Consider the following 25248-nt stretch of genomic DNA (forward strand, 5'->3'; position numbering starts at 1 on the left):
GCATCTCGTGCCACGGGCCGCACTGTTGACAGGCGGCTCGCGTGTCGGCTCTTTGTCCCCCGGGACCCGGCACCCGGTACCCTCCCCCGGCCGCCGGGCGGGGCCGACGGCGCGCACGCCGCCGGGTGCCCCGCCCGGTGGGGCGGCTACACGACGGCGCCCGAGTCGTTCCCGGAGCGCCGGCGCTCCGGCACCACCCGCCACCGTTGGGGCCGCCACCGCTCCAGCACCGCGGCCAGCGGCGCGGCCGTCAGCGCCGTGGACACCATGCCGAGCACCACCCCGGCCAGCAGCGCCACCGAGAAGTCGGTCAGCGAGTCACCGCCCAGCAGCGCCAGCGCGAAGAGGATGAACAGCGCCCCCATGCCGGTGTTCACGGTGCGCGGCAAGGTGCGCAGCACGGCGGCGTCGGCCAGCTCGGGCAGCGGCCGGGAGCGGTCGGCGCGGTGCAGGGAGCGGAGCCGGTCGAGGACGACCACGGTGTCGTTGACCGAGTATCCGACGACGGTCAGCAGCGCGGCGAGGAAGACGCTGTCGACCGGTTTGCCGAGCCAGGCGAACAGGCCGACGACCAGCAGCACGTCCTGCACCATCGCGGCGACCGCGGCGGTGGCCAGCGTCCAGCGGAACCTGACGCTCAGATACAGCAGTTGGGCGCCGACGGCGAGGGCCAGCGCCAGCAGGGCCTTGTCCCGCAGTTCACCGCCGAGGCTGGGGCCGACCGTCTCGTCCCGCTCGACCGTGATCCGGCCGCCGACTTCGCGCAGTTCCTGCCGGATGCGCTCGCTTCCGCCGTCGCCGAGCGCTTCGGTGCGCACCGAGACACCGCCGTCGCCGGCCGCCTGCACCACGGCGCGCGGGAAGCCGGCGTCCGCCACGGCCTGCCGTGCGGTGCCGGCGTCGACGGGCCGGCCGGTGCTGTACTCGATCAGGCGGCCGCCGGTGAACTCCACGCCGAACTCGAGTCCGCGCAGTCCGATCCCGGCGAGGGCCGCCAGGACCAGTCCGCCCATCACGCTCAGCCACAGCCCGGGGCGGCGCGCCAGCCGCGGCCTGCGCGAGGCCAGCCAGGCGCGCAGCCGCGAGTGGCCCGCCAGGCCGGTGATCCCGGGGCGTCGCCGCACACCGCGGCGCCGCACGGCCCACTCGGCGAGCACCCGTGTGACGACCATCGCGGAGACCATCGAGGCCAGCACGCCGAGCGAGAGCGTCACACCGAAGCCCTTGACCGGCCCGGTCGCGAAGACGAACAGCAGCCCGGCAGCCAGCAGCGTGGTGACATTGGAGTCGATGACGGCGCTGTAGGCCTGCCGGAAGCCGATCCGCAGTGCCCGCGGCAGATCCCGCTCGGAGCGGCCCTTGTCCGGCCGCGGGACGGGGCGGCCGTAGTCCTCCCGGGCGCGTTCGAAGACCAGGACGTTGGCGTCGACCGCCATGCCGATGGCGAGGACGAATCCGGCCAGTCCCGGCAGCGTCAGCGTGGCTCCGAGCGCGACGAGTGCCGCGTACGAGAACAGGCCGTACACCCCGAGCGCGAGGGTGGCCAGTCCGCCCAGCAGGCGGTAGACGACGGTGAGGAACAGCCCCGTGCACACCAGCCCGACGACTGCGGCCTGAGCGCTGGCCCGGATGGCGTCAGCGCCCAGGGTGGGACCCACCGTCCGCTGCTCGACCACCTCGACGGGGACGGGCAGCGCGCCGCCCTTGACGAGGGCCGCCAGGTCCTTGGCCTCCTCGTCGTCGAAGCCGCCGGTGATCTGCGTGGAGCCGCCGGTGATTCCGGTACGGCAGGGGACGCTGTGCTGGATGTGCGGTGCGGAGACCACGCGGTCGTCCAGCACGATGGCCACCCGACGCTGCGGGGCGTCCGGGGCCCGGCAGGCGGCCCGACCGGTCAGCTCCGCCCACCGGCCGGAGGCACCGTCGCGGAAGTCGACGGTCACGTTCCAGCCGCTGCCCTGCGCGGTGTCGAACCGCGCCTCGGCGTCCCGCACGCCCTCTCCGGTCAGCGCCGCCGGCCCCAGCCGGAGGAAGGCGCCCGCGGCGTCCGGGTCGGGCAGGGTCCTGGCGCCGCCGGGATCCTGCCCGCTGCGTTCCTCGGCGGCCGCGCGCCGGTCGGTGACCTGCTCGACCGGGTGGAAGGTCAGCTGGGCGGTACGGCCGATCACCTCGGCGGCCTCCCGCGGGTCCTGCACCCCGGGCAGTTCCACGACGATCCGGTTCTCCCCCGCCCGGGACAGCGAGGGCTCGGCGACGCCCAGAGCGTCGACGCGCTTGCGTAGGACCTCCAGCGCACGGTCGGTGGCGGCCCCGTCGGCGCGCACGCCGGGGCCGTCCCGCGTCTGGAGGACGAGATGGGTGCCGCCCTTGAGGTCCAGCCCCAGCCGGGGCGGGGTGCTCAGGGCGAAGAAGAGCGAGACTCCTACGGCGACACAGGCCAGCAGCGCGCGCCACAGCGGCGCGCGGGACCGGCGCTGAGCACCGGCGGCAGAGGTACGGCGAGGCGTACGGGACACGACCACTCCAGGCTGAAGGGGTACCGCGCGAGGCGCGGTACGCGGGGCAGTCGGCCGCCCGCTCGCACCCCGCAACCGCCTCGGGGGCGGCGCCGGTGGAACGCACCGCAGGGCGCCCGGGGGCCCGGCATCCGCGGCGCGTCCGGGCGCGCGGAGTGCCGGCCGGGCAGGCGCGGCGGTACGGGGACGCCGCATCGGCCCGCCGGGGCCGGCAGCGCGGGGTCCTCACTCGGTGCGGTGGCGCGCAGCCCGGCACTCCCGTCGCGGGGAGCACCGGTGGCGCTGTCCGGGGCGCGGAGGGGAACCGGCCGACTCGGTCAGACGTCGAGCGGCTCGGCGGGCGGGCCCCGGCTGGTGCGCGGGTGGTACCAGGAGGGTGGCGGCGCGCGCTCCTGTACGGGACGGCCGGCGAGCCGGCCGGGCAGCGGGACGGCCGCCGCGGCCGGAACGGCGGTCGGCAGCGCGGGCGGATGGGCGGGATGGCCGGACGTCCGCGCCTCGTGCGGAGCGTCGGCCGTGGCGTCGTGCACCACGGGCCCGGGGTGGGAATCGGGGCGGAAGGCGGGTGTGTGCGCGCCGTGGTGCGCCCCCCGGTCCGCTGTCACGGCGGTGGCGGCCGGTGCACCGCCCGGTCCGGGCACAGCCGTCGCGGCACCCGGCACCAGCAGCAGAGCGCCCCATACGAGAGCGAGGAGGACGGATGCCGTACGACGGGACCGCGCCCGCGCGCTGCGCTGCATCGTCCCTCCCCGTCTACGCCCGGCCGGTCCGGCTCAGTCTACGCGGGGGCGCATCGCGCCCGGCCGCCCGCACGGACGGCGCCTCGCGGCGTCGGCGCCGCTCGGGCCGCCGCACCGTCCGGGTCGTCGGCACCCGTGCGGACGGCGGACCCGGCGCGGGACACCACGCATCCGGTGGGGCCGGACGGTTGAGGCCCGAAGTCGGGTACTGATACGTATAGAGCAATGATCATGACTTTCGGTGTTCCGGGTACGGCGCACACGGCGTACCGGGCCCGCCGCGCCCCGGGCCGGTCCTGGCGGCGGGTGCGGGCTGCCGCGGGGACGGTGCTGCTGCTCGCCGCGGTCGCCGCGTGCGGCGGCGGGGACGACGCGGACGGGAAGGATCCGGGCGCGGGCGACTCCCCGCCCGCTTCCGCGGCCGCCGGCGCCCCCGGCTCGTCCGCCCCGGCCACCGGCGGCCACGAGGCGGCCGGAGGCGGAACCCGGCGCTGTGCCGCCTCGGACCTGACGATGTCCCTGGATCCGGCCGAGAGCCCGGCCGGCAGCCGGTACTTCGACGTGGCCCTGAAGAACACCACGGACGCCGCCTGCCTCCTCAAGGGCTACCCCCGGGTGTCGCTGACCGGCGAGGACGGCGCTGCGATCGGCAGCCCGGCCGCCCACGCGGGCGGCGCCGGCCGGACGGTGACCGTGCAGCCCTCCACCCGCGCCCATGCGAAGCTGCGCACCAAGAGCGAGGACGCCGCCGACGGCTCCTGCTGGGCGAAGCCGCGGTCCGTCGAGGTGCGTCCGCCCGGCTCCGACCGGGCCCTGACCGCCGAAGTGGACGGACTGCGGGTGTGCGGCGGCCTGTTCACGGTGACCGCCCTGGAGTGGTGAGGCGCCCCGGCGGGCCGCCGCCGCACACGGTCGGATCCGGGGTTGCGCGACAGGGCCGCGCCGCAGGTCCCGCCGCAGGTCCGGCCGCCTGCGCAGGCTAGAGTCTGCGCCGGACCCGGCGTGCGCACCGGTGCCGCCCCAGGCGGCGCGTGCCCGGCATCGGAGACGGCACTCGACGCTCGGGAGAAGCGCGGACGATGGACTACCAGGCGGTGCTCGAGGAGGTCGCGGCCACCGCGGCGCCCCAGGTCGGCCGCGGGCAGCCGGCCGGGTACATCCCGGCCCTGGCCGAGGTGGATCTGGGCGGGTTCGGCATGGCGGTCGCCGACGTGGACGGGTCGGTCACCGGGATCGGCGACTGGCAGGTGCCCTTCTCCATACAGAGCGTCTCCAAGGCGTTCGGCCTGGCGCTGGTACTGGCCCGGGACGGCGAGAGCCTGTGGAGCCGGGTGGGCCGCGAGCCCTCCGGCACGGCCTTCAACTCCCTGGTGCAGCTGGAGTACGAGAACGGCATCCCGCGCAACCCCTTCATCAACGCGGGTGCGCTGGTGGTCACCGACCGGCTGCAGTCGCTCACCGGCGACGCCAGCACCTCGATGCTGGACTTCCTGTGCACCCAGAGCGGCAATCCGGCCGTCTCCTTCGACCCGCAGGTGGCCTCCTCCGAGTCCGAGCACGGGGACCGCAACGCCGCCCTGGCGTACCTCATGGCCAGCTACGGCAATCTGGAGAATCCCGTACCGACGGTGCTGGACCACTACTTCTGGCAGTGCTCGATCAGCATGAGCTGCCGCGATCTGGCACTGGCCGGCTCCTTCCTGGCCCGGCAGGGGGTGGGGACCGACGGCTCCCGGCTGCTGCCGGCCCGCGACGTGAAGCGGGTCAACGCGGTCATGCTCACCTGCGGGACCTACGACGCGGCGGGCGACTTCGCCTATCGGGTGGGGCTGCCCGGCAAGAGCGGGGTCGGTGGCGGCATCCTGGCGGTGGTACCCGGCCGCTGCACGCTCTGCGTCTGGAGTCCCGGCCTGGACCTGCGCGGCAATTCGGTGGCCGGCGTCGCGGCACTGGACGCCTTCACCTCGCTCACCGGCTGGTCGGTTTTCTGACCCGACCCGGTTGGTCGGTGTTCCGACCCGACCCGGCCGCGCTGGGCAGGTCGGTGTTCCGACCGCCGCTGCCCGGCACCGGCGGGCCGGGCGTCACAGCTCCGCGTCGCCCCACTGGTCCAGCAGACTCTCGCCGGACTCCTCGCCGGTCTCGTCCCCGCCGTCGTGCAGTGGCTGCTCGGTCCAGATGATCTTGCCGCGGCCGGTGTAGCGGGTGCCCCAGCGCCGCGCGAACCGGGCGATGAGGTAGAGCCCGCGGCCCCCCTCGTCCGTGATCGCCGCCCGGCGCAGATGCGGCGACGTGCTGCTCCCGTCGGCGACCTCGCAGATCACGCTGTTGCGGTCCTGCAGCAGCCGGAGCCGGATGGGCGGGGTTCCGTAGCGGATGGCGTTGGTGACCAGTTCGCTGACGATCAACTCGGTGGTGAAGGCCAGGTCCTCCAGCCCCCACCCGGCCAGTCGCCGGGCGCACGCGGCGCGGACAGGCGCGACGGCGGTCGGGTCGTCGGGCACCTCCCAGGTCGCGACCTGGTCCGCGGCCAGGGTGTGGGTGCGGGCCACCAGCAGCGCGATGTCGTCGCTGGGGTGCTCGGGCAGCAGCGCGCCGATCACGGCCCGGCAGGTCTCCTCGGGAGTCCGGTCGGCCTGGGCGAGGGCGTCACGCAGGACCGCGAGACCGGTGTCGGCGTGGCGCTCCCGGTTCTCGACGAGGCCGTCGGTGAACAGCACCAGCCGGCTGCCGGCGGGCAGGTCCAGTTCCGTGGTCTCGACCGGCATCCCGGCTCCGAGGCCCAGCGGCGGCGCGAGGGGGAGGTCGGGGAAGGCGACGGTGCCGTCCGGGTGCACGAGGGCGGGCCCGGGGTGACCGGCGCGTGCGGCGGTGGCCCGGCCGGAGACCGGGTCGTAGACGGCGTAGAGGCACGTGGCGCCCGTGATGGCGGTGTCGTCGCCCTCCACCGCGCGCTCCTGGTCGATGCGGGCGACGAGTTCGTCCAGGTGCGAGAGGAGTTCGTCGGGTGCCAGGTCGAGTGCGGAGAAGTTGTGCACCGCGGTGCGCAGCCGCCCCATGGTGGCGGCCGCGTGCAGCCCGTGGCCCACCACGTCCCCCACCACCAGCGCCACCCGGGCACCGGGCAGCGGAATGACGTCGAACCAGTCCCCACCCACCCCGGCCCGCGCCGGCAGGTAGCGGAACGCCACGTCCACGGCGGACAGTTCCGGCAGCTCGCGGGGGAGCAGGCTGCGCTGCAGGGTGACGGTCATCGCGTGCTCGCGGGTGTAGCGCCGGGCGTTGTCGATGCTCACGGCCGCCCGGGCGGTCAGCTCCTTGGCGAAGGACAGGTCGCTCTCGCCGAACGGCTCGCCCTCGGAGCGCCAGAAATCGGCCACCCCCAGCACCACACCGCGCGCCTGGAGCGGTACCGAGAGCAGGGAGTGGATGCCGTATGCAAGGACGTGCCGGGCGCGCTCGGGGTCCTGGGCGCGCCAGCCGCGGGAGGCGGCCAGGTCGGGCTCCAGCACCGGCCGGCCGCTGGTCGCGACGACGGCGACGGGGTTGGTGGGCGCGAACCGGATCAGCTCACCCTCCGGGTAGAGGGGAGGGTCGTCGCGGATGCCGCGGACGGCGGTGCGGCGCATCTCGGTGCCGGCCTCGCCCGGCTCCTCTCCGCGCAGCACCGGGTCCAGCAGTTCGACGGTGACGAAGTCGGCGAACCGGGGCACGGTGACCTCGGCCAGCTCCTCGGCCGTACGCGCCACATCCAGGGTGGTCCCGATCCGGACCCCGGCGTCGTACAGCAGCTGCAGCCGCTCCCTGGCCACCTCGGCGCGGCCCGCCAGCGCCTGCAACTCCGTGGTGTCGCGCAGCGTGGCCACGCTGTGGGACGCTCCCCCGCTCTGGTCGACGGACCGCACGTTGACGGCCAGCAGCCGGTCCCCGACCAGGTGCACCTCATCGGTGGTCGGTTCACCGGAGGCCAGCAGTCCTGCCGTGCCGGGAGCCAGACCGAGGTCGCCGATCGCTCGTTGCTCCGCGTCCTCGGGCAGGTCCAGCAGCCGCCGCGCCTCGTCGTTGGCCAGCAGCAGCCGTCCTCTGTCGTCGACGATGAGCACGCCTTCGCGTACCGCGTGCAGCACCGCGTCGTGGTGCTCGTACATCCGCGTCATCTCGATCGGCCCGAGTCCCCGGGTCTGGCGGCGCAGCCGTCGGCTCACCAGCGCGGAGCCGCCCATGGCCAGGAGGAGCACTCCGGCAGCCGTACCGAAGAGCAGCGGCAGTTGCTCCTGGGCCTCCTGGCTGACGTTGTCGATGGTGATCTCCGGGGCGACCACGCCGGCGACGGTGCCGTCCGCACGGAAGACGGGCACGGCGGCGTACACCGACAGCCCCAGCGGGTCGGTGACGGTATGGGTGAAGGACTCGCCTCTGAGCGCCTTCCTGTAGGGCCCGACGAAGCGCTGTCCGATCCGGTCCGGGTCCCGGTGGGTGAGGCGGATGCCGTCCGTGGTGGCCACGACGATGTTGTCGACGCCGGTCCGCTTCCGGGCGGCCTCGGCGCGGGGCTGGAGAACCGCGGTCGGGTCGGAGCTGTCCAGGGCTTCCGCCGTCCCCGGGGCGTTCGCGAACCCCTCGCCGGCGGCGAGTACCTCGTCGCGGGTCCCTTCGATGCTCTGGCGGCGGGACTGCAGCAGGAGGCCCGCTACCGTCACGGCGACGAGGACGACCACCAGCACCAGTTGCAGCAGCAGGACCTGGCCCGCGACGGTGTGCACGCTCAGCAGCGAGCGCGCCTGCCGCCCCCACGACAGGGAAGGTTTCCGGGGCGCGACACCGGCGCGCTCGGCACGCTCGGGCCCGGTACGCGGCGCGCTGCGGCTCCTCGCGCGCCGGAGACGGTCCCGTTTGGCCATATTATGAGTATTGTCGCCCGATGGAGGATGCTCAATCCGCAGCTCGGCGCCTCCACCCGGCGGCTTCGCGCGGGGCGGAGGAAGCGGAAGCGGGGGCGCGGGCGGGCCACCGGCCGGGAGTGCGGCAGCGAGTACGCGTCAGCCGGCGAGGGCAGCCCCTCGCCGATGCCCTGATCGGGTGATGCGAGGCCGGACTCTGCCGCGCACCGGACCGCTCCGCCGTCCGGTCCGGCTCGCCACATCAACGCCGGAGAACCGGACCGTCCGGCATGGAGCGGACAGACGGGCGGACTCCGCCGGTCGCCACGCCGGCCGCCGAACGGCCCAGGAAGCGGCCGAACGGCCCAGGAAGCGGCCGAACGGCCCGGGAAGCGGCCGGACAGGCCGGGAAGCGGCCGGACGGGCCGGGACCGTCACCCGACCGGCCACACCGAGTCCCAGGGGCGCGCTGCCCGCGGGTGTTGCTCGCCCCCGCGGTCACCCTCCAGGCCGAGAGTGGGGGCATGACTACTCGCCAGGGACGTTCCCCCGACCCCGAGGGAGCGGCGCCGGAACCGGCGGCGGCACGTGCGGCCATGTTCGGGGCACTGCTCACCGCGAGTCACACCGCCACGCTGGAGCACCTGCCGCAGCTCGTGGCGGAGCAGGCCCGGTGGGTGGGGCTCAGCGAAGTGCTGATCTACCTGGCGGACCTGCAGCAGGAAGTGCTCTCCCCGCTGTCCGGCAGGCCGGCACCCGCGGGCGCCGGGGAGAGCGAGGAGATCGGCATCGAGGGCACGGTGGCCGGACGGGCCTTCCAGCACGGGGAGATCCTCCCGGTGACGGTGGCCGATCGCTGCCAGTGGTGGGTACCGCTGGTGGACGGCACGGACCGGCTCGGCGTCCTGCGGATCACCGCCGAGGACGCGGACGCGGCGATGCATCAGGACATGGAGCGCCTGGCCGCGCTCGTGGCACTGCTCGTGGTCTCCAAACGCGGACTGAGCGACTCCTACGCGCGCCTGGTCCGCCGCAGGCGGATGAGTCTGGCGGCGGAGATGGAGTGGCGGATCATGCCGCAGCGCACGTTCGCGACGGACCGGGTGGTGATCAGCGCGGTCATGGAGCCCGCCTACGACGTCAGCGGCGACGTCTACGACTACGCGGTCGACGGCCGCACCGCGCACCTCGCGGTGCTGGACGCGATGGGCCACGACACCGCGGCGGGGCTGACGGCCAGCCTCGCGTTGACCACCATGCGCAACAGCCGCCGGGAAGGCGCCTCTCTGGTGCGTACCGCGGCCGCGATCGACGAGGCGCTGCTCGGGCAGTTCCGCGGGGACCGGTTCGCCACCGGCATCCTGGCCGCGCTGGACGTGCCCAGCGGCGAGCTGACCTGGCTCAGCCGCGGCCACCATCTGCCGGTCATCGTCCGGGACCGCTCCACCATCGAGCCGGCGCACCCGCCCGGACCGCCGATGGGCACCGGGTTCCGGACGCACACCGAGGTGTGCCGCACCCACCTGCAGCCCGGCGACCGGCTCCTGCTCTACACCGACGGGATCACCGAGGCACGGAACAGCCGGGGCGAGGAGTTCGGCATGGAGCGGTTCACCGACTTCCTCATCCGGCACCAGGCCGACGAACTTCCCGTGCCCGAGACCCTGCGCCGGCTGATCCGGCACCACCTCGAGCACCACCAGGGCCGGCTGCGCGACGACGCCACGGTGCTGCTCGTCGAGTGGCCCGGCTCCCCCTACCCGCCGGGCGAGGCCGAGGAGCTGTCCGGTGTCCCCGCCGAGCGCTGACCCGCGGTCCGGTGCGGCCACGGGCGCGGTCGGTCCGGAGCCGGACGGCTCGGCGGGGCCGGTCCGCCGCACCGGAGCATCGCAGGGACCCGCGACATCGCGGCCTTCCGGGAGCGAGCCCGGGTCCCCCGTCCCGCGCGGAGGCCGAACCGGCCAGGCACGAGCGATGATTTCACTCCGGCCGGACGGTCCATCCCACCAACAGCCGCGCACTCCCTTCGGAGGAACCATGGACTCCCGCTCGGACGACACCCCGGACGACACCGCAGCCGCACGCACCCTGGAGGTACCCGGCGCGCGTCTGCACTACGAGGTGCGCGGCGACGGCCCGCTCCTCGTCCTGGTCGGCGCCCCGATGGACGCCGCCGCCTTCGCCCCGCTGGCCGGTCTGCTGGCCGCCGACCACACCGTGCTGACCACCGATCCGCGCGGAATCAACCGCAGCGGGCTCGACGACCCCGCCCAGGACTCCACTCCGGAACTGCGCGCCGACGACCTCGCCCGGCTCGTCGAGGCGCTCGGCCGCGGCCCGGCCGCGGTGCTGGGCTCCAGCGGCGGCGCCGTCAGCGCACTGGCCCTGGCCCAGCATCACCCCGGAGCCGTGCACACGGTCGTCGCCCACGAGCCCCCGCTGATCGAACTGCTGGAGGACCGTGACGAGCTGAGGAAGGGCACCGAGGAGACCGTCCGCACCTATCTCGACGGGGACGTGACCGGTGCGTGGCGGAAGTTCTTGGCCGACGCCGGAATCACCCTCCCCGAACCGGTGATCGAGGAGATGTTCGGTGGCGAGCGCGATCCGCAGCAGGTGGCGGACGAACGCCGCTGGTTCGCGCACGAGATGCGGGCCTCCAGCTTCTGGCAGCCCGACCTCGCGGCGCTGCGCTCCGCTGCCACCCGGATCGTGGTGGGGGTCGGCGAGGACTCCGCCGGGCAGTTGTGCGACCGGACCTCGCTGGCGCTGGCCGAGGCGCTCGGCCAGGAGCGGGCCGCCTTCCCGGGCGACCACACCGGGTTCATCGAGGACCCCGGCGCCTTCGCCGCGCGGCTGCGGCCGGTCGTCTCCGCGCGCTGACCACCCGGACCCGCCTCGGCGCGCCCGGGCAGACCGACGGCCCGCCCGGCGCGTGCGGGGGCGGGTCCGCCGTGGGGTGCGCGGCTCAGGCGTAGACCTGTTCCACGAACCCCGCGAGCTGCTTGTCGTTCAGGTGGTGCCGGCCCAGATCGGTCTCGCTGATCACTCCGACCACGCGCTTGTTCCCGTCGATGACGGGCAGGCGCCGGATCTGGTGGGTCTCCATCTCGCGGAGGACCTCGCTCAGGTCCGCCTCGGCGCTGATCCAGCGCGGAGTGCCCTCGCACAGTTCTCCCGCCGTCACCCGCGAGGGGTCGCGCCCGGCCGCGATGCAGCGGACGACGATGTCGCGGTCGGTGATGATGCCGCACATGCGCTCGTTGGGGTCGTTGGGGTCGCTCACGGGCAAGGCGCCCACGTCCATCTCGCGCATCAACTGAGCGGCCCGGTCCAGGGTCTCGGTGGCGGGCACCCACCGGACGCCGGGGTGCATGATGTCGGCTGCCGTGGTCATGGCATCCTCCTGTCGCCGCGGTCCAGCATTCTGTTCCGCCCCCCGGTCCATCGTGGTCGCCCTGCCGGGTTTCCGCCATTCGGGGCCCGCGAGCCCGGCACGCCCCGGCGCGGACGGCCTCGCGGGACTCACTCGGCGGACGACTGGCGTCCCGGGGCGCCGGCCCGCAGCCCGTCCATCACCAGGTCGAGGAGCCGGTCGGCGCGCGCCTGCCAGTCGTGCTGCGGATCGATCTGCCACAGCCCCGCGATGGCCAGGAGGAAGTCCTCGGGAGTCATCCCGGGGCGTATCGTTCCGGCGCGTTCGTTGGCCTCCAGCAGGGTGCCCACGGCCTGCGTCAGCGGACCGCGCCCGAGCCCGGCGAGGGTGCCGCAGGCGCTGGTGGCCGCCCGCAGTGCGTCCGCGAGACCCGCCTTGGCCAGCGAGTACCGGGCGAGCCGGTCCATCCACTCGCGCAGCGCCTGCTCCGGCGGCCGGGTGCGCAGCAACTGCTCGGCGGCCTCGGTCACCTGCTGCACCTCGTACCGGTAGACCTCCAGGACCAGGGCCTCGCGGCTGGGGAAGTTGCGGTAGAGGGTGCCCTGACCGACCCCCGCCTTCTTCGCGATGGTGCTCAGCGGCGCGTCGGCGGCGCGGGTCAGCTCCACGAGCGCCACCTCCAGGATGCGTTCGCGGTTGCGCTGCGCGTCCGAGCGCAGCGCGGTGCCGGGCTTGTGGTGCCGCACTCGTCCTCCTCTCCGCCCCGGCGCGGTGCTGCGGTGCGCAGTGGCGATACGCGGAACTCTTGCGAACCGGACAACTGTCCGCTACGTTCATGACGCATGGAGTGGACTGCTGTCCGCTTTCTCCAACCCACCATAGCGTCGGATCCCCGGGCGGCGGACGCTCCGTCCGCCCCAGCCTCTCCGCCCGCGCGCCGATCCTCCTCGTACCGCACTCGCGAAGGAAGCTGTTCATGGCTCCAGCCACCGCCAGCGCAATCACCTTGAAGATCAACGGAGAGCACCACACCCTGACCGTCGACAACCGCACCACCCTGCTCGACGCGCTGCGCGAGCGCCTCGGCCTGACCGGTTCGAAGAAGGGCTGTGACCAGGGGCAGTGCGGCGCCTGCACCGTCCTGGTCGACGGCCGCCGGACCGTGGCCTGCCTGCAACTGGCCGTCGCGGCCGAGGGGCGTGCCGTCACCACCATCGAAGGCGTCGCGGACGGCGAGCAGCTTCACCCGGTGCAGCAGGCGTTCCTCGACCTCGACGGGTACCAGTGCGGCTACTGCACCCCGGGACAGATCTGCTCCGCCCTCGGCGTGCTGGACGAACACGCGGCAGGCTGGCCCAGCGCCGCCACCGGCGACGTCCGGCCCGAGGCGGGACCGCCGCCGCTGACCCCCGAGGAGATACGGGAGCGGATGAGCGGCAACCTGTGCCGCTGCGGCGCGTACGTGTCGATCGTCCAGGCCGTCTCGCAGGCCGCCACCGACCCGGCCGGCCCCGCCGCGGACACGGACCCGAAGGAGCCCGCCGCATGAGGGAGTTCAGCTACCAGCGCGCCACCGATGTCGAGGGGGCCGTCGCGCTGCTCGACGCCGACCCGGACGCGCGCTACCTGGGCGGGGGCACCAACCTGGTCGACCTGATGAAGACCGGGGTCGAACGCCCAGGGCGGCTCGTCGACGTCCGGGAGCTGCCCCTGGACCGCATCGAGCCGACCGCGGAGGGCGGACTGCGGATCGGCGCCACGGTCACCAACAGCGACCTGGCCGCCCACCCCGAGGTCCGGAGCCGCTATCCGGCGCTGGCGGAGGCCGTACTGGCCGGGGCCTCGGGCCAACTGCGCAACATGGCCACCGTCGGCGGCAACCTCCTGCAGCGCACCCGCTGCCCCTACTTCACCGACACCTCCCGCCCCTGCAACAAGCGCACCCCGGGCAGCGGATGCTCGGCGGCCACCGGGGAGCACCGCAACCACGCCGTCCTCGGCGCCTCGGCGCACTGCGTGGCCGTCCATCCGTCCGACATGGGCGTCGCGCTGGCCGCGTTCGACGCCGTCGTCTCCTTCGAGACCGCCGGGGGAAGCGGCGAACTGCCGCTGGCCGACTTCTACCTGCCGGTCGGCGACACTCCGCACCGGGAGACCGCGCTGCCGCAGGGGGCGCTCATCACGGCCGTCACGCTGCCGCCCGCGCCGGTCGCCGCACGCTCCCGCTACCGCAAGGTGCGGGAACGGGCCTCGTACGCCTTCGCCATCGGCTCGGTCGCCGGTGCGCTCGAGGTGGCCGACGGGGCGGTGCGCGATGTGCGGCTGGCCTTCGGCGCCGTCGCCTCCCACCCATGGCGGGCCAGGGCCGCCGAGCGTGCACTGCTGGGGCAGCCGGCCGAGGAGACAGCGTTCGCGGCGGCGGCCGACGCCGAACTGGCCGCGGCGCGGGTGCTGGAGCAGAACGCCTACAAACTGCCGCTGCTGCGCAACCTCGTCGTCTCCCTGCTCACCGAACTGGCCGAGGAGGCCGCCCGATGACCACCACGGCGAAGCCCCGGACCGTCGGTGTCGCCCGCACCCGCGTCGAGGGCCGGGAGAAGGTGACCGGCGCGGCCCGCTACGCGAGCGAGCAGCCCTTCGAGGAGCTGGCGCACGGGTGGCTGGTCCTCTCCACCGTCGCGCGCGGCCGCGTCCGTGCGGTCGGCGAGGAGGCGGTGCGGGCTCTGCCCGGCGTGCTGACCGTGCTGCACTCCGGCAACGCACCGCGCCTGACCACGGATTTCGTCTCCCTGCTCGGCCCACCCGACCCCGTCCTGGCACTCTTCCAGCACGACCGGGTGCCGCACCTGGGATGGCCGGTGGCGCTGGTCGTCGCCGAGACGCCGGAGCAGGCGCGGGAGGCGGCCGAGGCGCTGGTCGTCGAGTACGACGAGGAACCGCACGACGTCGCCTTCCACGCCGGCCGGCCCGGCAGCTACACGCCCGAGGACGGCAGCGCCGTGGCGGCGAAGGGCGACCTGGAAGCCGAACTGGCAGCCTCCAGTGTGCTGGTGGACGCCTCGTACACCACCCCCGAGCAGCACCACAGCGCCATGGAACCGCATGCCGCGACCGCCCGCTGGGACGAGGGGCGGCTGGAGGTGCTCGACACCAACCAGGGCACCGGGTGGGTGGCGGGCGATCTGGCCCAGCTGTTCTCACTCGACGCCTCCTCGGTACGCGTGCGCTCGGAGCACATCGGCGGCGCCTTCGGCTCCAAGGGGGTCCGGCCGCACCAGGTGGGCGCTGTGATGGCGGCGACCGTCCTGCACCGGCCGGTCCGCCTGGCGCTGACCCGCCGCCAGGTGTTCGCGGTCACCGGCTACCGCAGCCCCACCGCACAGCGGGTGCGGCTGGGCGCGGATCCGGACGGGCGGCTGCGCGCGTTCGGGCACGAGGCGCTCAACCTCACCTCGACGCTGCGTCCGTTCGTGGAGACCAGCGCCGTCTTCGGGCGGGTCATGTACGACGCGCGGGCGCACCACACCGCGCACCGCCTCGTCGGCCTCGACATGCCGACGCCGACCTGGATGCGGGCACCCGGCGAGGCCCCGGGCTCCTTCGCGGTGGAGTCGGCGCTCGACGAGCTGGCCGAGCGGCTGGGCATGGACCCGATCGCGCTGCGGGCCCGCAACGAGCCGGACACCGGACCGCTCTCCGGCCTCCCCTTCAGCAGCCGCAACCTGCTCGGCTGCTTCGAGGAGGGCGCCCGCCGGTTCGGCTGGGCCGAGCGCGACCCGCGGCCGCGGCTGCGCCGCGAGGGCCGGTGGCTGCTGGGCACCGGCATGGCCGCGGCCACCTACCCGTCCGGGGCCGCGCCCTCGACCGCCTCCGTGACGGCCGAGCCGGACGGTGGCTTCACCGTGCGGATCTCCGCGGCGGACGTGGGCACCGGCGCCCGTACGGCCCTCACCCTCGTCGCCGCGGAAGCACTCGACGTGGAGACCGAGCGGGTGACGGTACGGATCGGGGACAGCGACTTCGGTCAGGCATGGGTCGCCGGCGGCTCCATGGGCACGCGTTCGTGGTCGCTGGCCGTCGTCTCGGCAGCCGAGGAGCTGCGGGGCCGGCTGGCGCTGTCCGACGGTGACATCCCGCCGGAGGGCATCACCGCGCGCACGGACACCGCGGGGCTGCTCGCCGAGCTCGCCAAGAAGGAACGGCACTCCTTCGGGGCGCAGTTCGCCGAGGTGGCCGTCGACGTGACCACCGGCGAGGTCCGCGTGCGGCGCATGCTGGGGGTGTTCGCGGCGGGCCGGATCATCAACCCGCTCACCGCCCGCAGCCAGCTCGTCGGCGGGATGACCTGGGGCCTGTCCATGGCGCTCCACGAGGAGGCCGTGCGGGACGCGGCGTCCGGCGGCCAGGTCGGGGCGGATTTCGCCGGGTACCACATCGCCGCCAACGCGGATGTCCCGGTCATCGAGGCGGACTGGGTCGACGACCCCGTCCCCGACGACCCGGTGGGGGTCAAGGGCATCGGCGAGATCGGCATCGTGGGCGCGGCCGCGGCGATCTCCAACGCGGTCTGGCACGCGACCGGGGTCCGCCACCGGGACCTTCCGCTGCGTCCGGACCGCATCCTGCGGGCGGAGGAGGCCGGACCCGACGCCTGAGGCCGGGGCACCGCGCAACCGGTGCGGGGCGGTCCGCGGCGCACACCGGGCCGCCCCGCACCGGCCTCGCATCCCTGAGCCGCAGCCGTAGGCGGGGGCGGGTCGCCGGCCCCGGGGGCCGGACGCGCCGTACGGAGTACCGGAGCCGGAGTACCGGCGCCGGAGTTGGCGGAACCCCGGGGGGGCGGGGGCGATTTGCGGACGCAAAGGGGCGAACTCGGCCGTGGTCGCTCCCGCATCGGCCGCGCGCCCCCGCGCCCGCGGTGTCCCAGAGGGTCAGCGGGGCCTCCCGCCCCCCTCCCCCGCGGGCTGCCGCCGCTGCTCGCCCGCCGGGGCGCAGGCCGCCGAGCGCAGCACGTCGACCAGCGCCGCCACCGTGGGCCGGTGCCGCGCGACGGTCCGGCAGACCACCACGATGTGCCGCTCCACGGTGTCGCTCAGCCCGAGGACGTCGAGGTGCGAGGGGCGCAGCCGCAGCATCAGGTCCGTCACCAGGCTGACCCCCACCCCGGTCTCGACCAGGGCCAGCGTCGCGGCCGTGTCGGTCACCTCGTGCAGCACCCGCGGTTCGAAGCCGGCCCGGCGGCAGGCGGTGAGCGCCGCGCGGCCGTAGTAGCTCCCGGCCGGCGGCAGGATCCAGCCCCGCTCCCGCAGCTCGTGAAGCGCAACCGTCTCCCGGCCGGGCAGGTCGCCCGTGGGTGCGGCGAGGGCGAACCGCTCGCGGGAGAGCGGGAGGACGCACAGCGACGCGTCGCGCGGGAGGGGCACGTCCGGGTAGTCCAGGCCCAGGGCCAGCTCCACGGAGCCGCCCGCCACCGCGTCGTACACGTCGTCCACGTCCATGTCGCGGCTGCGCACGGTGATGCCCGGGCAGGTCTCCCGGGCGTGCCGGAGCGCGAGCGGCAGGATCTCGGCGGCGGCGGTGGCGAAGAGGCCGACCCGCAGCGTCCCGGAGACCTCGTGGCGGGTGCGCTCCAGCGCCTCCACGGCTTCGGCCTCGGTGGCCAGGATCCGTTCGGCGTGGGCCGCCAACGTCACGCCCGCGTCGGTCAGTTCGACCCGGCGCCCCACTCGCCGCAGCAGCTCCATGCCGGTGGACCGCTCCAGCGCGGCGATCTGCTGGGAGACCCCGCCCGGGGTGTAGCCGAGGGAACGCGCGACCGCGGTGACCGTGCCCCGCCGGGTCAGCTCCACCAGCGACCGCAGTTGCGGACTCGTCCATTCCATGCAGGAACGGTAAACGAATCTGAGCAGAAACTGTTCATGGACGTCAACGGTCGTGCTGCGCCACGATGTGGGACAGCACGCTGATCAGCACCGCCGCACTGACAGCAGCGCCGCGTCCGGGCTCGGGCCACCCCGCTCGATCCCGCCGTCGGCCCTCGGAAGGACCGCCTATGCCCTCCTCCGCATTCCGTACCGTTCCGGACTCCGCCGACGTCGTGATCATCGGCGGCGGGGTACTGGGCACCAGCGCCGCGTTCCACCTCGCCGAGGCCGGAGTGCGCGACATCGTCCTGCTGGAGCGCGGCGAACTGGGCTGCGGCAGCTCGGGGAAACCGATCGGCGGCGTACGCGCCCAGTTCTCCGACCCGCTCAACATCGAACTGGGCCGGCGCAGCCTGGACGCCTACCGCGCCTTCGGCGACCGCCCCGGTGCGGACATCCGGTTCGATCCCGTCGGCTACCTGTTCCTGCTCGACAGCGCCGAGCAGGAGGCGGACTTCGCGGCCGGTGTCGGCGTCCAGAACAGTCTCGGCGTACCCAGCCGCATGATCGGACCGGAGGAGGCGCGGCGGCTGTGCCCCTGGCTGAGCACCGACGGCCTGGTGGCCGCCGCCTACTGCCCCACGGCGGGCCACGCACGCCCGGGAGCGGTGGTGCGGGGCTACGCTCGCGCCGCGGGCGCCTGCGGCGTGCGGGTCGCCGAGCACACCGAGGTGACCGGCCTCGGGACGGCCGGCGGCCGGGTGACCCACGTGCACACCAGCCATGGCCGGATCTCCTGCGGCAGCGTCATCTGCGCGGCGGGAGCGTGGTCCGGGCAGATCGCCGGCATGGCCGGCGTCAGCCTCCCGGTACGCCCGGTGCGGCGGCAACTGGCGTTCACCGCGCCACTGGCCCCGGCCGCGCCCCGCCTCCCCTTCACCATCGACTTCTCCTCCAGCGCCTACTTCCACAACAGCGACGACGGGCTGCTGTTCGGGCTGGCCGACCCGGACGAGGCCGAGGGCTTCGACACCACCTGGACACCGGGCTGGCTGGAGCGCTTCCGCGCCGTGGCGCGCCGCCGCGCCCCCGGCCTGGCCGACATGGAGACCGTCGGTGGCTGGGCCGGGCTCTACGAGAACACCCCGGACCACAACGCGCTCATCGGCCGCTCCGGCGAGCTGGAGAACTTCCTGTACGCCACCGGGTTCTCCGGGCACGGCTTCCTCCAGGCGCCCGCGGTCGGCGAGATCGTCCGCGACCTGCACCTGGGACGCCGCCCGTTCGCCGACCCCGCACCGCTCAGTGCCGACCGGTTCCGCGCCGGTTCCGGGATCCGTCCCGAGGCCCATGTCGTGTGAGCCCGCACTCCCCAGGAAGGAAGGGCGAACCGTGAAGAGAGTCGAACAGTGGCGGCTGCGGGCCGCGTTCGCCGCGCGGCTGTCGCGGATGTACGGGCTGGAGGTGCCCGCCTACACCACGCTGGTGGAGGTCTCCCACGAGGTCAACGAGGACGTCCTGCGCGCCCGGGGCAGCGCGGCCGAACGACTGGGCACCCTCAGCCGGGTGACCGCGGAGCGGCACGGCGCCATCCGCGTCGGCACACCCGCGGAACTGCGGCAGGTCGCCCGGGTCTTCGCCGCCGTGGGGATGCGCCCGGTCGGCTTCTACGACCTCCGCGAGGCCGCGGCCAGCGCCGTCCCCGTCGTCTCCACCGCCTTCCGGCCCGTCGACGCCGAGGAGCTGGCACGCAATCCCTTCCGCGTCTTCACCTCCCTGCTCACTCCGGCCGACCCCCGGTTCTTCGACCCCGGACTCCGGGCACAGCTGGAGACCTTCCTCGCGGGCCGCGAGCTCTTTCCACCGGAGCTGCTCGCGCTGGCCGACCGGGCCGCCGCCGAACGGGAGCTGCCGCCCGAGCAGGCCGAGCGCTTCCTCCAGCTCGCCGTCGGCGCCTTCGAGCTGTCCTCCGAACCGGTGGACCGGGCCTGGTACCGGACCCTGGAGCGGGTCTCGGCCGTGGCGGCGGACATCGGCGGGGTCCGCAGCACGCACATCAACCACCTCACCCCGCGGGTGCTCGACATCGACGAGCTGTACCGGCGGATGACCGCGCGGGGCATCGAGATGATCGACACCATTCAGGGCCCGCCTGCCTGGCCAGGGCCCGACGTGCTGCTGCGGCAGACGTCCTTCCGGGCGCTGGCCGAACCACGGGCGATGCGCACCCCGGAAGGCTGCGTGGTCGACGGTGCGCTGCGGGTGCGCTTCGGCGAGGTGGAGGCGCGCGGTATCGCCCTCACCCGGGAGGGCCGCGCCCGCTACGACGGCCTGGTCGATCTGGTCGACCGGCGCAGCGCGCAGGCGCCCGGCCGGCGGCGCGAGGAGATCGCCCGGGAGGTGTGGGAGCAGCAGCTGCCCCGCACCGAGTGGGAACTGGCCGCGCGCGGACTGGCGCATTTCACCTTCCGCACGGCCGCCGACCCGCCCCGCGACGGCACCCGGCCCCCGGCGGACATCGGCGCACTGCTGCGGCGCGGGTGGGTCGAGGCCGAACCCCTCGTCTACGAGGACTTCCTGCCCCGCTCCGCGGCGGGCATCTTCCAGTCCAACCTCACCTCGCAGGGCACCCGCGACAACTCCCGGGAGGCCGCCGCCTACGACGCCGCATGGCTCGCCGGTGCGCTGGAGCGCGAGGTGCTCGACCCCTACGCACTCTACGAGCAGCAACAGCACCACTCCCTGTCCCGGGTCGCGCACGAGCTGGGTCTGGAGCACACCGCCCTCGTCCGCCCCGTCCACCGCGAACACCTCTGAGGATGGCCATGACCAGCACCGCCCTGCCCAGTACGGACGACCTGCGAGCCCGCGCCCGCTCCCGCCTCGACGCGATCGGCGTGCGCGTACCCGAAGGCGGCGACTTCCCGGCCCGGACCCCGCTCACCGGGGAGCGCCTCTTCGAACTCCGCGCCGCCACCGCCGCCGACACCGAGACGGCCGTCGCCGAAGCGAGCGCGGCGTTCCGCACCTGGCGCAGCACGCCCGCGCCGCGCCGCGGGGAACTCGTGCGCAGGCTCGGAGAGCTGCTGCGCGAGCACAAGAGCGACCTCGCCGACCTCGTGACCATGGAGGCGGGCAAGATCAGGTCCGAGTCTCTGGGCGAGGTCCAGGAGATGATCGACATCTGCGACTTCGCCGTCGGTCTGTCCCGGCAGTTGTACGGCCGCACCATCGCCTCCGAGCGCCCCGGGCACCGGCTCGCCGAGACCTGGCACCCGCTCGGGGTGGTCGGTGTCATCTCCGCCTTCAACTTCCCCGCGGCCGTGTGGTCGTGGAACACCGCTGTCGCGCTGGTGTGCGGGGACACGGTCGTGTGGAAACCCTCGGAGCTGACCCCGCTCACCTCCCTGGCCTGCGACCGTCTGCTGGCCCGCGCCGCTGACGACGTCGGGGCGCCCCGCGCGGTGCACCGACTGCTGCTCGGCGACCGGTCCATCGGCCGGCAACTCGTGGACGACCCGCGGATCGCTCTGCTCAGCGCCACCGGCTCGACCCGCATGGGCCGCGAGACGGCGCCTCGGGTCGCGGCCCGGCTCGGTCGCAGTCTGCTGGAACTCGGCGGCAACAACGCCGCGATCGTCGCCCCGTCCGCCGATCTCGACCTCGCCGTGCAGGGCATCGTCTTCGCCGCCGCGGGCACCGCGGGGCAGCGCTGCACCACGCTGCGCCGCCTCCTCGTCCACCGGGACGTCGCCGAGACGCTGACCGCGCGGCTGGTCTCGGCCTACCGCACGCTGCCGGTCGGCGACCCGTTCGACGACCGGACACTGGTCGGTCCGCTGATCTCCCTCCCGGCCCTGGAGGCGATGGACGGCGCGCTGACACGGGCCCGGGCGGCGGGGGGCGAGCTCCTGGCCGGCGGCCGCCGCAGGCTGGCCGACGCCGCCCCGCGGGCCGCCTACTGCGAACCGGCCCTGGTCCACGTCGAGGAACAGTACGACGTCGTGCGGGAGGAGACCTTCGCACCGATCCTCCACGTCCTCGCCTACGACACGCTCGAGGAAGCGCTGGCCCTGCACAACGACGTCCCCCAGGGCCTCTCCTCCAGCATCTTCACCCGGGATCAGCGGGAGGCCGAGGTCTTCCTCTCGGCCGCGGGCTCCGACTGCGGGATAGCCAACGTCAACATCGGCACCTCGGGGGCGGAGATCGGCGGCGCGTTCGGCGGGGAGAAGGACACCGGTGGCGGGCGCGAGTCGGGCTCCGACGCCTGGAAGTCCTACATGCGCCGGGCGACCAACACCGTCAACTACTCCGACGAACTCTCGCTGGCGCAGAACGTCAGCTTCCTGTGAGCGGCAGCCGCCCCTGAGCGGCTGCTTCCCGCGCGCGGCAGGTCTCCCGTGTGCGCGGAACGGTGCGGTCCGCGCGCCGCACCCGGACGCCGCCGCGGCGGGCACAGCGGGGGCGGGCGGGCTGCGGCACGGGGGGGGCGCGCCCAGCCGGAGGCACGGCGGAGGGAGCGCCTCCCGTGCCGGAGCGGCTGCCCGCAGGCGGCCGCGCTCGTCCGGGGCGGCTGCCCGCAGGCGCCGGGGCCCGCATACGCTGACCGGAGCCCACCGCAGGTCCCAGAACCTCCAGGAGCGTCGATGAGCACCGCCTCGCCCGCCACCCCGTCCCGCACCGCTGTCGTCACCGGAGCGAGCAGCGGCATCGGTGCCGCCACCGCACGCCGCCTGGCGGCGGCCGGCTACCGGGTCGTGCTGGCCGCGCGCCGTGCGGAGCGCATCGCCGCCCTCGCCGCCGACATCGCGGAGGCGGGGCAGCAGGCCGAGGCCCACGCCCTGGATGTGACGGACCGTGCGGCGGTCGACGCGTTCGCAGCACGGTTCGAGACGCTGGAGGTGCTGGTCAACAACGCGGGCGGAGCGCTGGGGGCGGACCCGGTCGCCACCGGCGACCCCGAGGACTGGCGGCGGATGTACGAGACCAACGTCCTCGGCACCCTGCACACCACACAGGCGCTGCTGCCCGCGCTGACCGCCGGCGAGGGCACCGTCGTGGTGCTTTCCTCCACCGCGGGCCTCGCCACGTACGAGGGCGGGGCCGGATACGTCGCGGCGAAGCACGCCCAGCACGTGCTGGCCGAGACCCTGCGTCTGGAGATCGTCGGCAGCCCCGTCCGGGTGATCGAGATCGCGCCCGGGATGGTCCGGACCGACGAGTTCGCGCTCACCCGCTTCCGCGGGGACGAGGAGAAGGCCGCCCGGGTGTACGAAGGTGTGGCCGAGCCGCTGACCGCGGACGACGTGGCGGACACCATCGCCTGGTGCGTCTCGCGGCCGAGCCGGGTCAACGTCGACCTGCTGGTGGTCCGCCCGCGGGCGCAGGCGTCCAACACCAAGGTGCACCGCGAACCGTGACCCGGCACGGGCCTGCCGCGGCTGTCCGGTCCGGCAGATGCCCGGGCCCGTGCGCGTCGGGCGCGGCGGTGCGGGGTGCTGTGACCGGGGCGGTCACTCCATCGGCACGCCCACCGTCACCTCGACCTCGTCCCCGAGGGCGCGGAAGCCCCGCAGGAGCCAGGTCCGCTCGGGCAGCCGGGTGCCGGCACGGGTGGTGTGGCCGGAGACGACGAGAACGGCCTCACCGTTGGAGGAGACCAGGATCTCGGCGTCGGTGGCAGCCCCGTCGGCGAACCGCAGCACGAGTCCGGTGGCGAGCGGGTTCTCGGCATAGGCCGCGGGCCTGCTCAGCCCCTGGATGCGCACGGACGCGCCGCGGAAGAGATGCGTGTAGGAGCAGACAGCGGGGTGCGGGGCGGCGTCAGGGGGCACCGGATCCTCCGGCTCGGTCAGGGCGGGCGGGGCTCGGACGGACGGCTCCGGCCACCACCCTCCCGCACCCGGACCCGGTTCGCACGCACATCCGGCCCGCACGCGTGGCGCCGCTCCGGACCAGCGCCGTGTCCGGGGGGTGGTGCGGCAGCTGCCGCGAGGCCTCGGAGGTCAGCACTGGACGGCCGCCTCGCAGAAGGCCGCCGGGATGCCGCGGGTCTCGATGGTGACGCCCCCCTGTGCGCGGCCGCCCGCGATCGCGGCGGCGCCCAGCGCGAAGTGCACCCACATGTTGAACTGGATCTCCTTGGCCACCCGCAGCCGGCTGTAGAGCAGGTCGGCCCACCAGTCACCGGCGCGCGACCACGCCTCGACACGGAAGCGGAGTCCGTCTCCCGGGTCGTCGGCGGTGAACTGGATCTGCCCGGCCTCCAGATGCCCGTGCAGCGTGCCGAGCCGGATCGTGACCGGGTCGCGGTGGAGCACACGCACCGGGCCGTCCCAGGGGCCCGGCATCTGCACCCGGTACTCGTCGCCGGGGCGCGCAGGTCCGGGCCCGCCACGCGTCTTGTGGAAGACGGCCGCGGTCGAGGGTGCCGGGCGGTTGAGGTCGGCCGCGACCGCGCCGATCAGCTCCTCGGGGCTCATCCGGGCGCCCTGGATCCGGACGCCGAAGCGGCGGTGGAACATCGGCCCGACGCCGTCGGCGAGCCGTTTGGTGAACTCGTCGACGCGCTCGGGGGGCAGCGGGGGCGGCAGATCGCCGGAGTCTCCCGCCACTTCGCTGCGGTGCAGCGCGGTCACCCGCCACATGTACTCCCAGGACACCAGCAGGACGCCGGCCGGGAAGCGCAGCAGGGTGCCGATCCGCCGCCGGGCGGACGGTCTGCCCGGCCGCCGGGCCGGCGGTCGGCCGGAGTCGTGCCGGGCCCGTGCCCCGATTCCCGACCGCATCCATCCCTGTACTGACATAGCGCCTATGACACCATGAAAGCGATATGAGTGGGTATCAGTGGCACCCATCTCCCCCACCCGGACCCAGGAGGTCGGCGTGCTGTTCGAAAAGCTGGTGCACCGGATCGGACTGCGCAGGACACATCTGCAACTGGCGTCGATGGGGTCCGTCGGACTCTGCATCGTCTTCTGGATGCGGGCGGCGAGCTTCGACCAGGACGAGCGGGGCAACGCCGAGCGCCGCGCCCTGTTCGTCGGCCTGTGGGCCCCCACGCTGTGGGGTATCAGCCAGTCGCTGGAGGACGCCCCCGCCGGACGCCCCCGGCCGGACGGCTCGCATGCTGCGTGAGGGGCGCCTCTACCGTGCACCGGCGGTCGCCGCGCTGCACTCCCTGGCCGACCGCACGGTCAACTACGCGCCCTTGACCGGCGGCCGGGTGCCCACCTGGAACGCACGCTGGCACGTCGACTATCTCCGCCAGCCGCTCGCCCGGGAACCGGTGGGCGACCCCGTGCGGGGCGGCGCGTGGGACATCGCCTGCCGTCTGGTGCGCGACTACCAGTTCGCGGAGCCGACGATCCTGCGGGCGCTCTACCGGAGCGACACGCCGCTGCTGGGCCGGGACATGCTGTTGGAGGGCCGGTTCGCCGGCCTGCGGTTCGACATGGGGGTGCGGGTGACGTCCGTGACCGACGAGACGCACGGCAGCGGCGCTTCGGAGTCACGCGTGTGGGGCTGGGCCTACCGGACCCTGGAGGGCCATCTGGAGCAGGGTGAACTCGCCTACCAGGTCGTCAAGCGGCTGCGGACCGGTGCGGTGGAGTTCCGTATCACCGGCCACTCGCGGCGGGCACCGCTGCCCGATCCCGTCGTGCGGACGGGTTTCGCGGTCTTCGGGCGCTGGACGCAGCACCGCTTCTACCACGCGAGCGCCCGCAGGCTGCGGCGGCTGCTGCGCGCGGAACTCGGGGGCGCACCCCCGTTGGCGGCGGCGGCCCTGCCGGGGTACGACAACGTCGTGCTCGCTCCCACCCCGCGCCGCTGAGCGCCGTCGGCGGCCCGCCGCCCGGGTGGCCGGCG

The 25248-nt window shown here is 74.5% G+C and carries 21 protein-coding genes; 13 read left to right on the forward strand and 8 right to left on the reverse strand.

The features are described from left to right. Positions 1-146: 146 nt before the first annotated feature. Together secD and ACFYNS_RS01225 are read right to left on the reverse strand one after the other, a co-directional pair. On the reverse strand, positions 147-2516 hold the full coding sequence (gene secD / locus ACFYNS_RS01220) for a protein translocase subunit SecD (protein WP_360297689.1): 2370 nt from the start codon (positions 2514-2516) through the stop codon (positions 147-149). A gap of 317 nt (positions 2517-2833) precedes the next feature. After that, positions 2834-3256, reverse strand: coding sequence for a hypothetical protein (locus tag ACFYNS_RS01225; RefSeq protein WP_360297692.1), 423 nt, complete (start codon positions 3254-3256; stop codon positions 2834-2836). Between the two features lie 231 nt (positions 3257-3487). On the opposite strand from ACFYNS_RS01225, the gene ACFYNS_RS01230 reads away from it, so the two are divergent. Beyond that, positions 3488-4138: a DUF4232 domain-containing protein gene (locus tag ACFYNS_RS01230; RefSeq protein WP_388599943.1), complete on the forward strand. Its 651-nt coding sequence runs from the start codon at positions 3488-3490 to the stop codon at positions 4136-4138. Positions 4139-4335: 197 nt separating this feature from the next. Beyond that, positions 4336-5247, forward strand: coding sequence for a glutaminase (locus ACFYNS_RS01235; RefSeq protein ID WP_360297698.1), 912 nt, complete (start codon positions 4336-4338; stop codon positions 5245-5247). Positions 5248-5340: 93 nt separating this feature from the next. Here ACFYNS_RS01235 and ACFYNS_RS01240 read toward each other — a convergent pair whose 3' ends face one another. Continuing rightward, positions 5341-8157, reverse strand: a complete 2817-nt coding sequence (locus ACFYNS_RS01240) for a SpoIIE family protein phosphatase (protein WP_360297701.1) — start codon at positions 8155-8157, stop codon at positions 5341-5343. Between the two features lie 575 nt (positions 8158-8732). On the opposite strand from ACFYNS_RS01240, the gene ACFYNS_RS01245 reads away from it, so the two are divergent. Beyond that, a complete protein-coding gene (locus tag ACFYNS_RS01245) occupies positions 8733-9944 on the forward strand; it encodes a PP2C family protein-serine/threonine phosphatase (RefSeq protein ID WP_388600279.1) in 1212 nt (403 codons plus the stop codon). 229 nt (positions 9945-10173) lie between these two features. Beyond that, positions 10174-11019 carry an alpha/beta hydrolase gene (locus tag ACFYNS_RS01250; RefSeq protein WP_360300250.1) on the forward strand — a complete coding sequence of 282 codons (846 nt, stop codon included), beginning with the start codon at positions 10174-10176 and terminating at the stop codon, positions 11017-11019. Positions 11020-11104: 85 nt separating this feature from the next. Here the strand turns inward: ACFYNS_RS01250 and ACFYNS_RS01255 are convergent, their stop codons facing one another. After that, positions 11105-11533 carry a CBS domain-containing protein gene (locus ACFYNS_RS01255; protein WP_360300247.1) on the reverse strand — a complete coding sequence of 143 codons (429 nt, stop codon included), beginning with the start codon at positions 11531-11533 and terminating at the stop codon, positions 11105-11107. Positions 11534-11661: 128 nt separating this feature from the next. After that, entirely contained in the window at positions 11662-12258 is a 597-nt protein-coding gene (locus tag ACFYNS_RS01260; protein WP_360300244.1) for a TetR/AcrR family transcriptional regulator, read from the reverse strand. A 230-nt stretch (positions 12259-12488) separates the two neighbouring features. Between ACFYNS_RS01260 and ACFYNS_RS01265 the strand changes: the two genes are divergently transcribed. The 3 genes from ACFYNS_RS01265 to ACFYNS_RS01275 are packed head-to-tail and all read left to right on the forward strand — an operon-like array spanning position 12489 to position 16167. After that, positions 12489-13061 (forward strand): 2Fe-2S iron-sulfur cluster-binding protein, encoded by a 573-nt coding sequence (locus ACFYNS_RS01265; RefSeq protein WP_360300241.1) that lies wholly within the window; start codon positions 12489-12491, stop codon positions 13059-13061. Next, a complete protein-coding gene (locus tag ACFYNS_RS01270; RefSeq protein ID WP_360300238.1) occupies positions 13058-14050 on the forward strand; it encodes a xanthine dehydrogenase family protein subunit M in 993 nt (330 codons plus the stop codon). The genes ACFYNS_RS01265 and ACFYNS_RS01270 overlap by 4 nt, the downstream gene beginning before the upstream one ends. Beyond that, positions 14047-16167, forward strand: coding sequence for a xanthine dehydrogenase family protein molybdopterin-binding subunit (locus ACFYNS_RS01275; protein WP_388599948.1), 2121 nt, complete (start codon positions 14047-14049; stop codon positions 16165-16167). The genes ACFYNS_RS01270 and ACFYNS_RS01275 overlap by 4 nt, the downstream gene beginning before the upstream one ends. Before the next feature lie 276 nt (positions 16168-16443). On the opposite strand, the gene ACFYNS_RS01280 is transcribed toward ACFYNS_RS01275, so the two are convergent. Continuing rightward, positions 16444-17394, reverse strand: coding sequence for a LysR family transcriptional regulator (locus tag ACFYNS_RS01280; RefSeq protein ID WP_360300233.1), 951 nt, complete (start codon positions 17392-17394; stop codon positions 16444-16446). A 170-nt stretch (positions 17395-17564) separates the two neighbouring features. On the opposite strand from ACFYNS_RS01280, the gene ACFYNS_RS01285 reads away from it, so the two are divergent. The 4 genes from ACFYNS_RS01285 (at position 17565) to ACFYNS_RS01300 (ending at position 22799) form a co-directional block, all read left to right on the forward strand. Beyond that, positions 17565-18737, forward strand: coding sequence for an FAD-binding oxidoreductase (locus tag ACFYNS_RS01285; RefSeq protein ID WP_360300230.1), 1173 nt, complete (start codon positions 17565-17567; stop codon positions 18735-18737). Further along, positions 18727-20193 carry a 2-oxoadipate dioxygenase/decarboxylase family protein gene (locus ACFYNS_RS01290; protein ID WP_388599952.1) on the forward strand — a complete coding sequence of 489 codons (1467 nt, stop codon included), beginning with the start codon at positions 18727-18729 and terminating at the stop codon, positions 20191-20193. The genes ACFYNS_RS01285 and ACFYNS_RS01290 overlap by 11 nt, the downstream gene beginning before the upstream one ends. Positions 20194-20201: 8 nt before the next feature. Beyond that, positions 20202-21731, forward strand: a complete 1530-nt coding sequence (locus ACFYNS_RS01295; RefSeq protein ID WP_388599955.1) for an aldehyde dehydrogenase family protein — start codon at positions 20202-20204, stop codon at positions 21729-21731. Positions 21732-22025: 294 nt separating this feature from the next. Next, positions 22026-22799 (forward strand): SDR family NAD(P)-dependent oxidoreductase, encoded by a 774-nt coding sequence (locus ACFYNS_RS01300; protein ID WP_388599957.1) that lies wholly within the window; start codon positions 22026-22028, stop codon positions 22797-22799. Between the two features lie 93 nt (positions 22800-22892). Here the strand turns inward: ACFYNS_RS01300 and ACFYNS_RS01305 are convergent, their stop codons facing one another. Then, positions 22893-23213: a hypothetical protein gene (locus ACFYNS_RS01305; RefSeq protein WP_360299942.1), complete on the reverse strand. Its 321-nt coding sequence runs from the start codon at positions 23211-23213 to the stop codon at positions 22893-22895. Positions 23214-23384: 171 nt separating this feature from the next. Continuing rightward, positions 23385-24185, reverse strand: coding sequence for a DUF1990 family protein (locus ACFYNS_RS01310; protein ID WP_360299940.1), 801 nt, complete (start codon positions 24183-24185; stop codon positions 23385-23387). A gap of 79 nt (positions 24186-24264) precedes the next feature. Here ACFYNS_RS01310 and ACFYNS_RS01315 point away from each other — a divergent pair, with 79 nt between their 5' ends. After that, positions 24265-24516, forward strand: a complete 252-nt coding sequence (locus tag ACFYNS_RS01315; protein WP_360299937.1) for a hypothetical protein — start codon at positions 24265-24267, stop codon at positions 24514-24516. After that, a complete protein-coding gene (locus ACFYNS_RS01320) occupies positions 24506-25213 on the forward strand; it encodes a DUF1990 family protein (RefSeq protein ID WP_360299935.1) in 708 nt (235 codons plus the stop codon). The genes ACFYNS_RS01315 and ACFYNS_RS01320 overlap by 11 nt, the downstream gene beginning before the upstream one ends. Positions 25214-25248 lie beyond the last annotated feature (35 nt).

The sequence above is a fragment of the Streptomyces sp. NPDC006925 genome (assembly GCF_042869575.1).
In the GTDB taxonomy this organism is placed as follows: Bacteria; Actinomycetota; Actinomycetes; order Streptomycetales; family Streptomycetaceae; genus Streptomyces.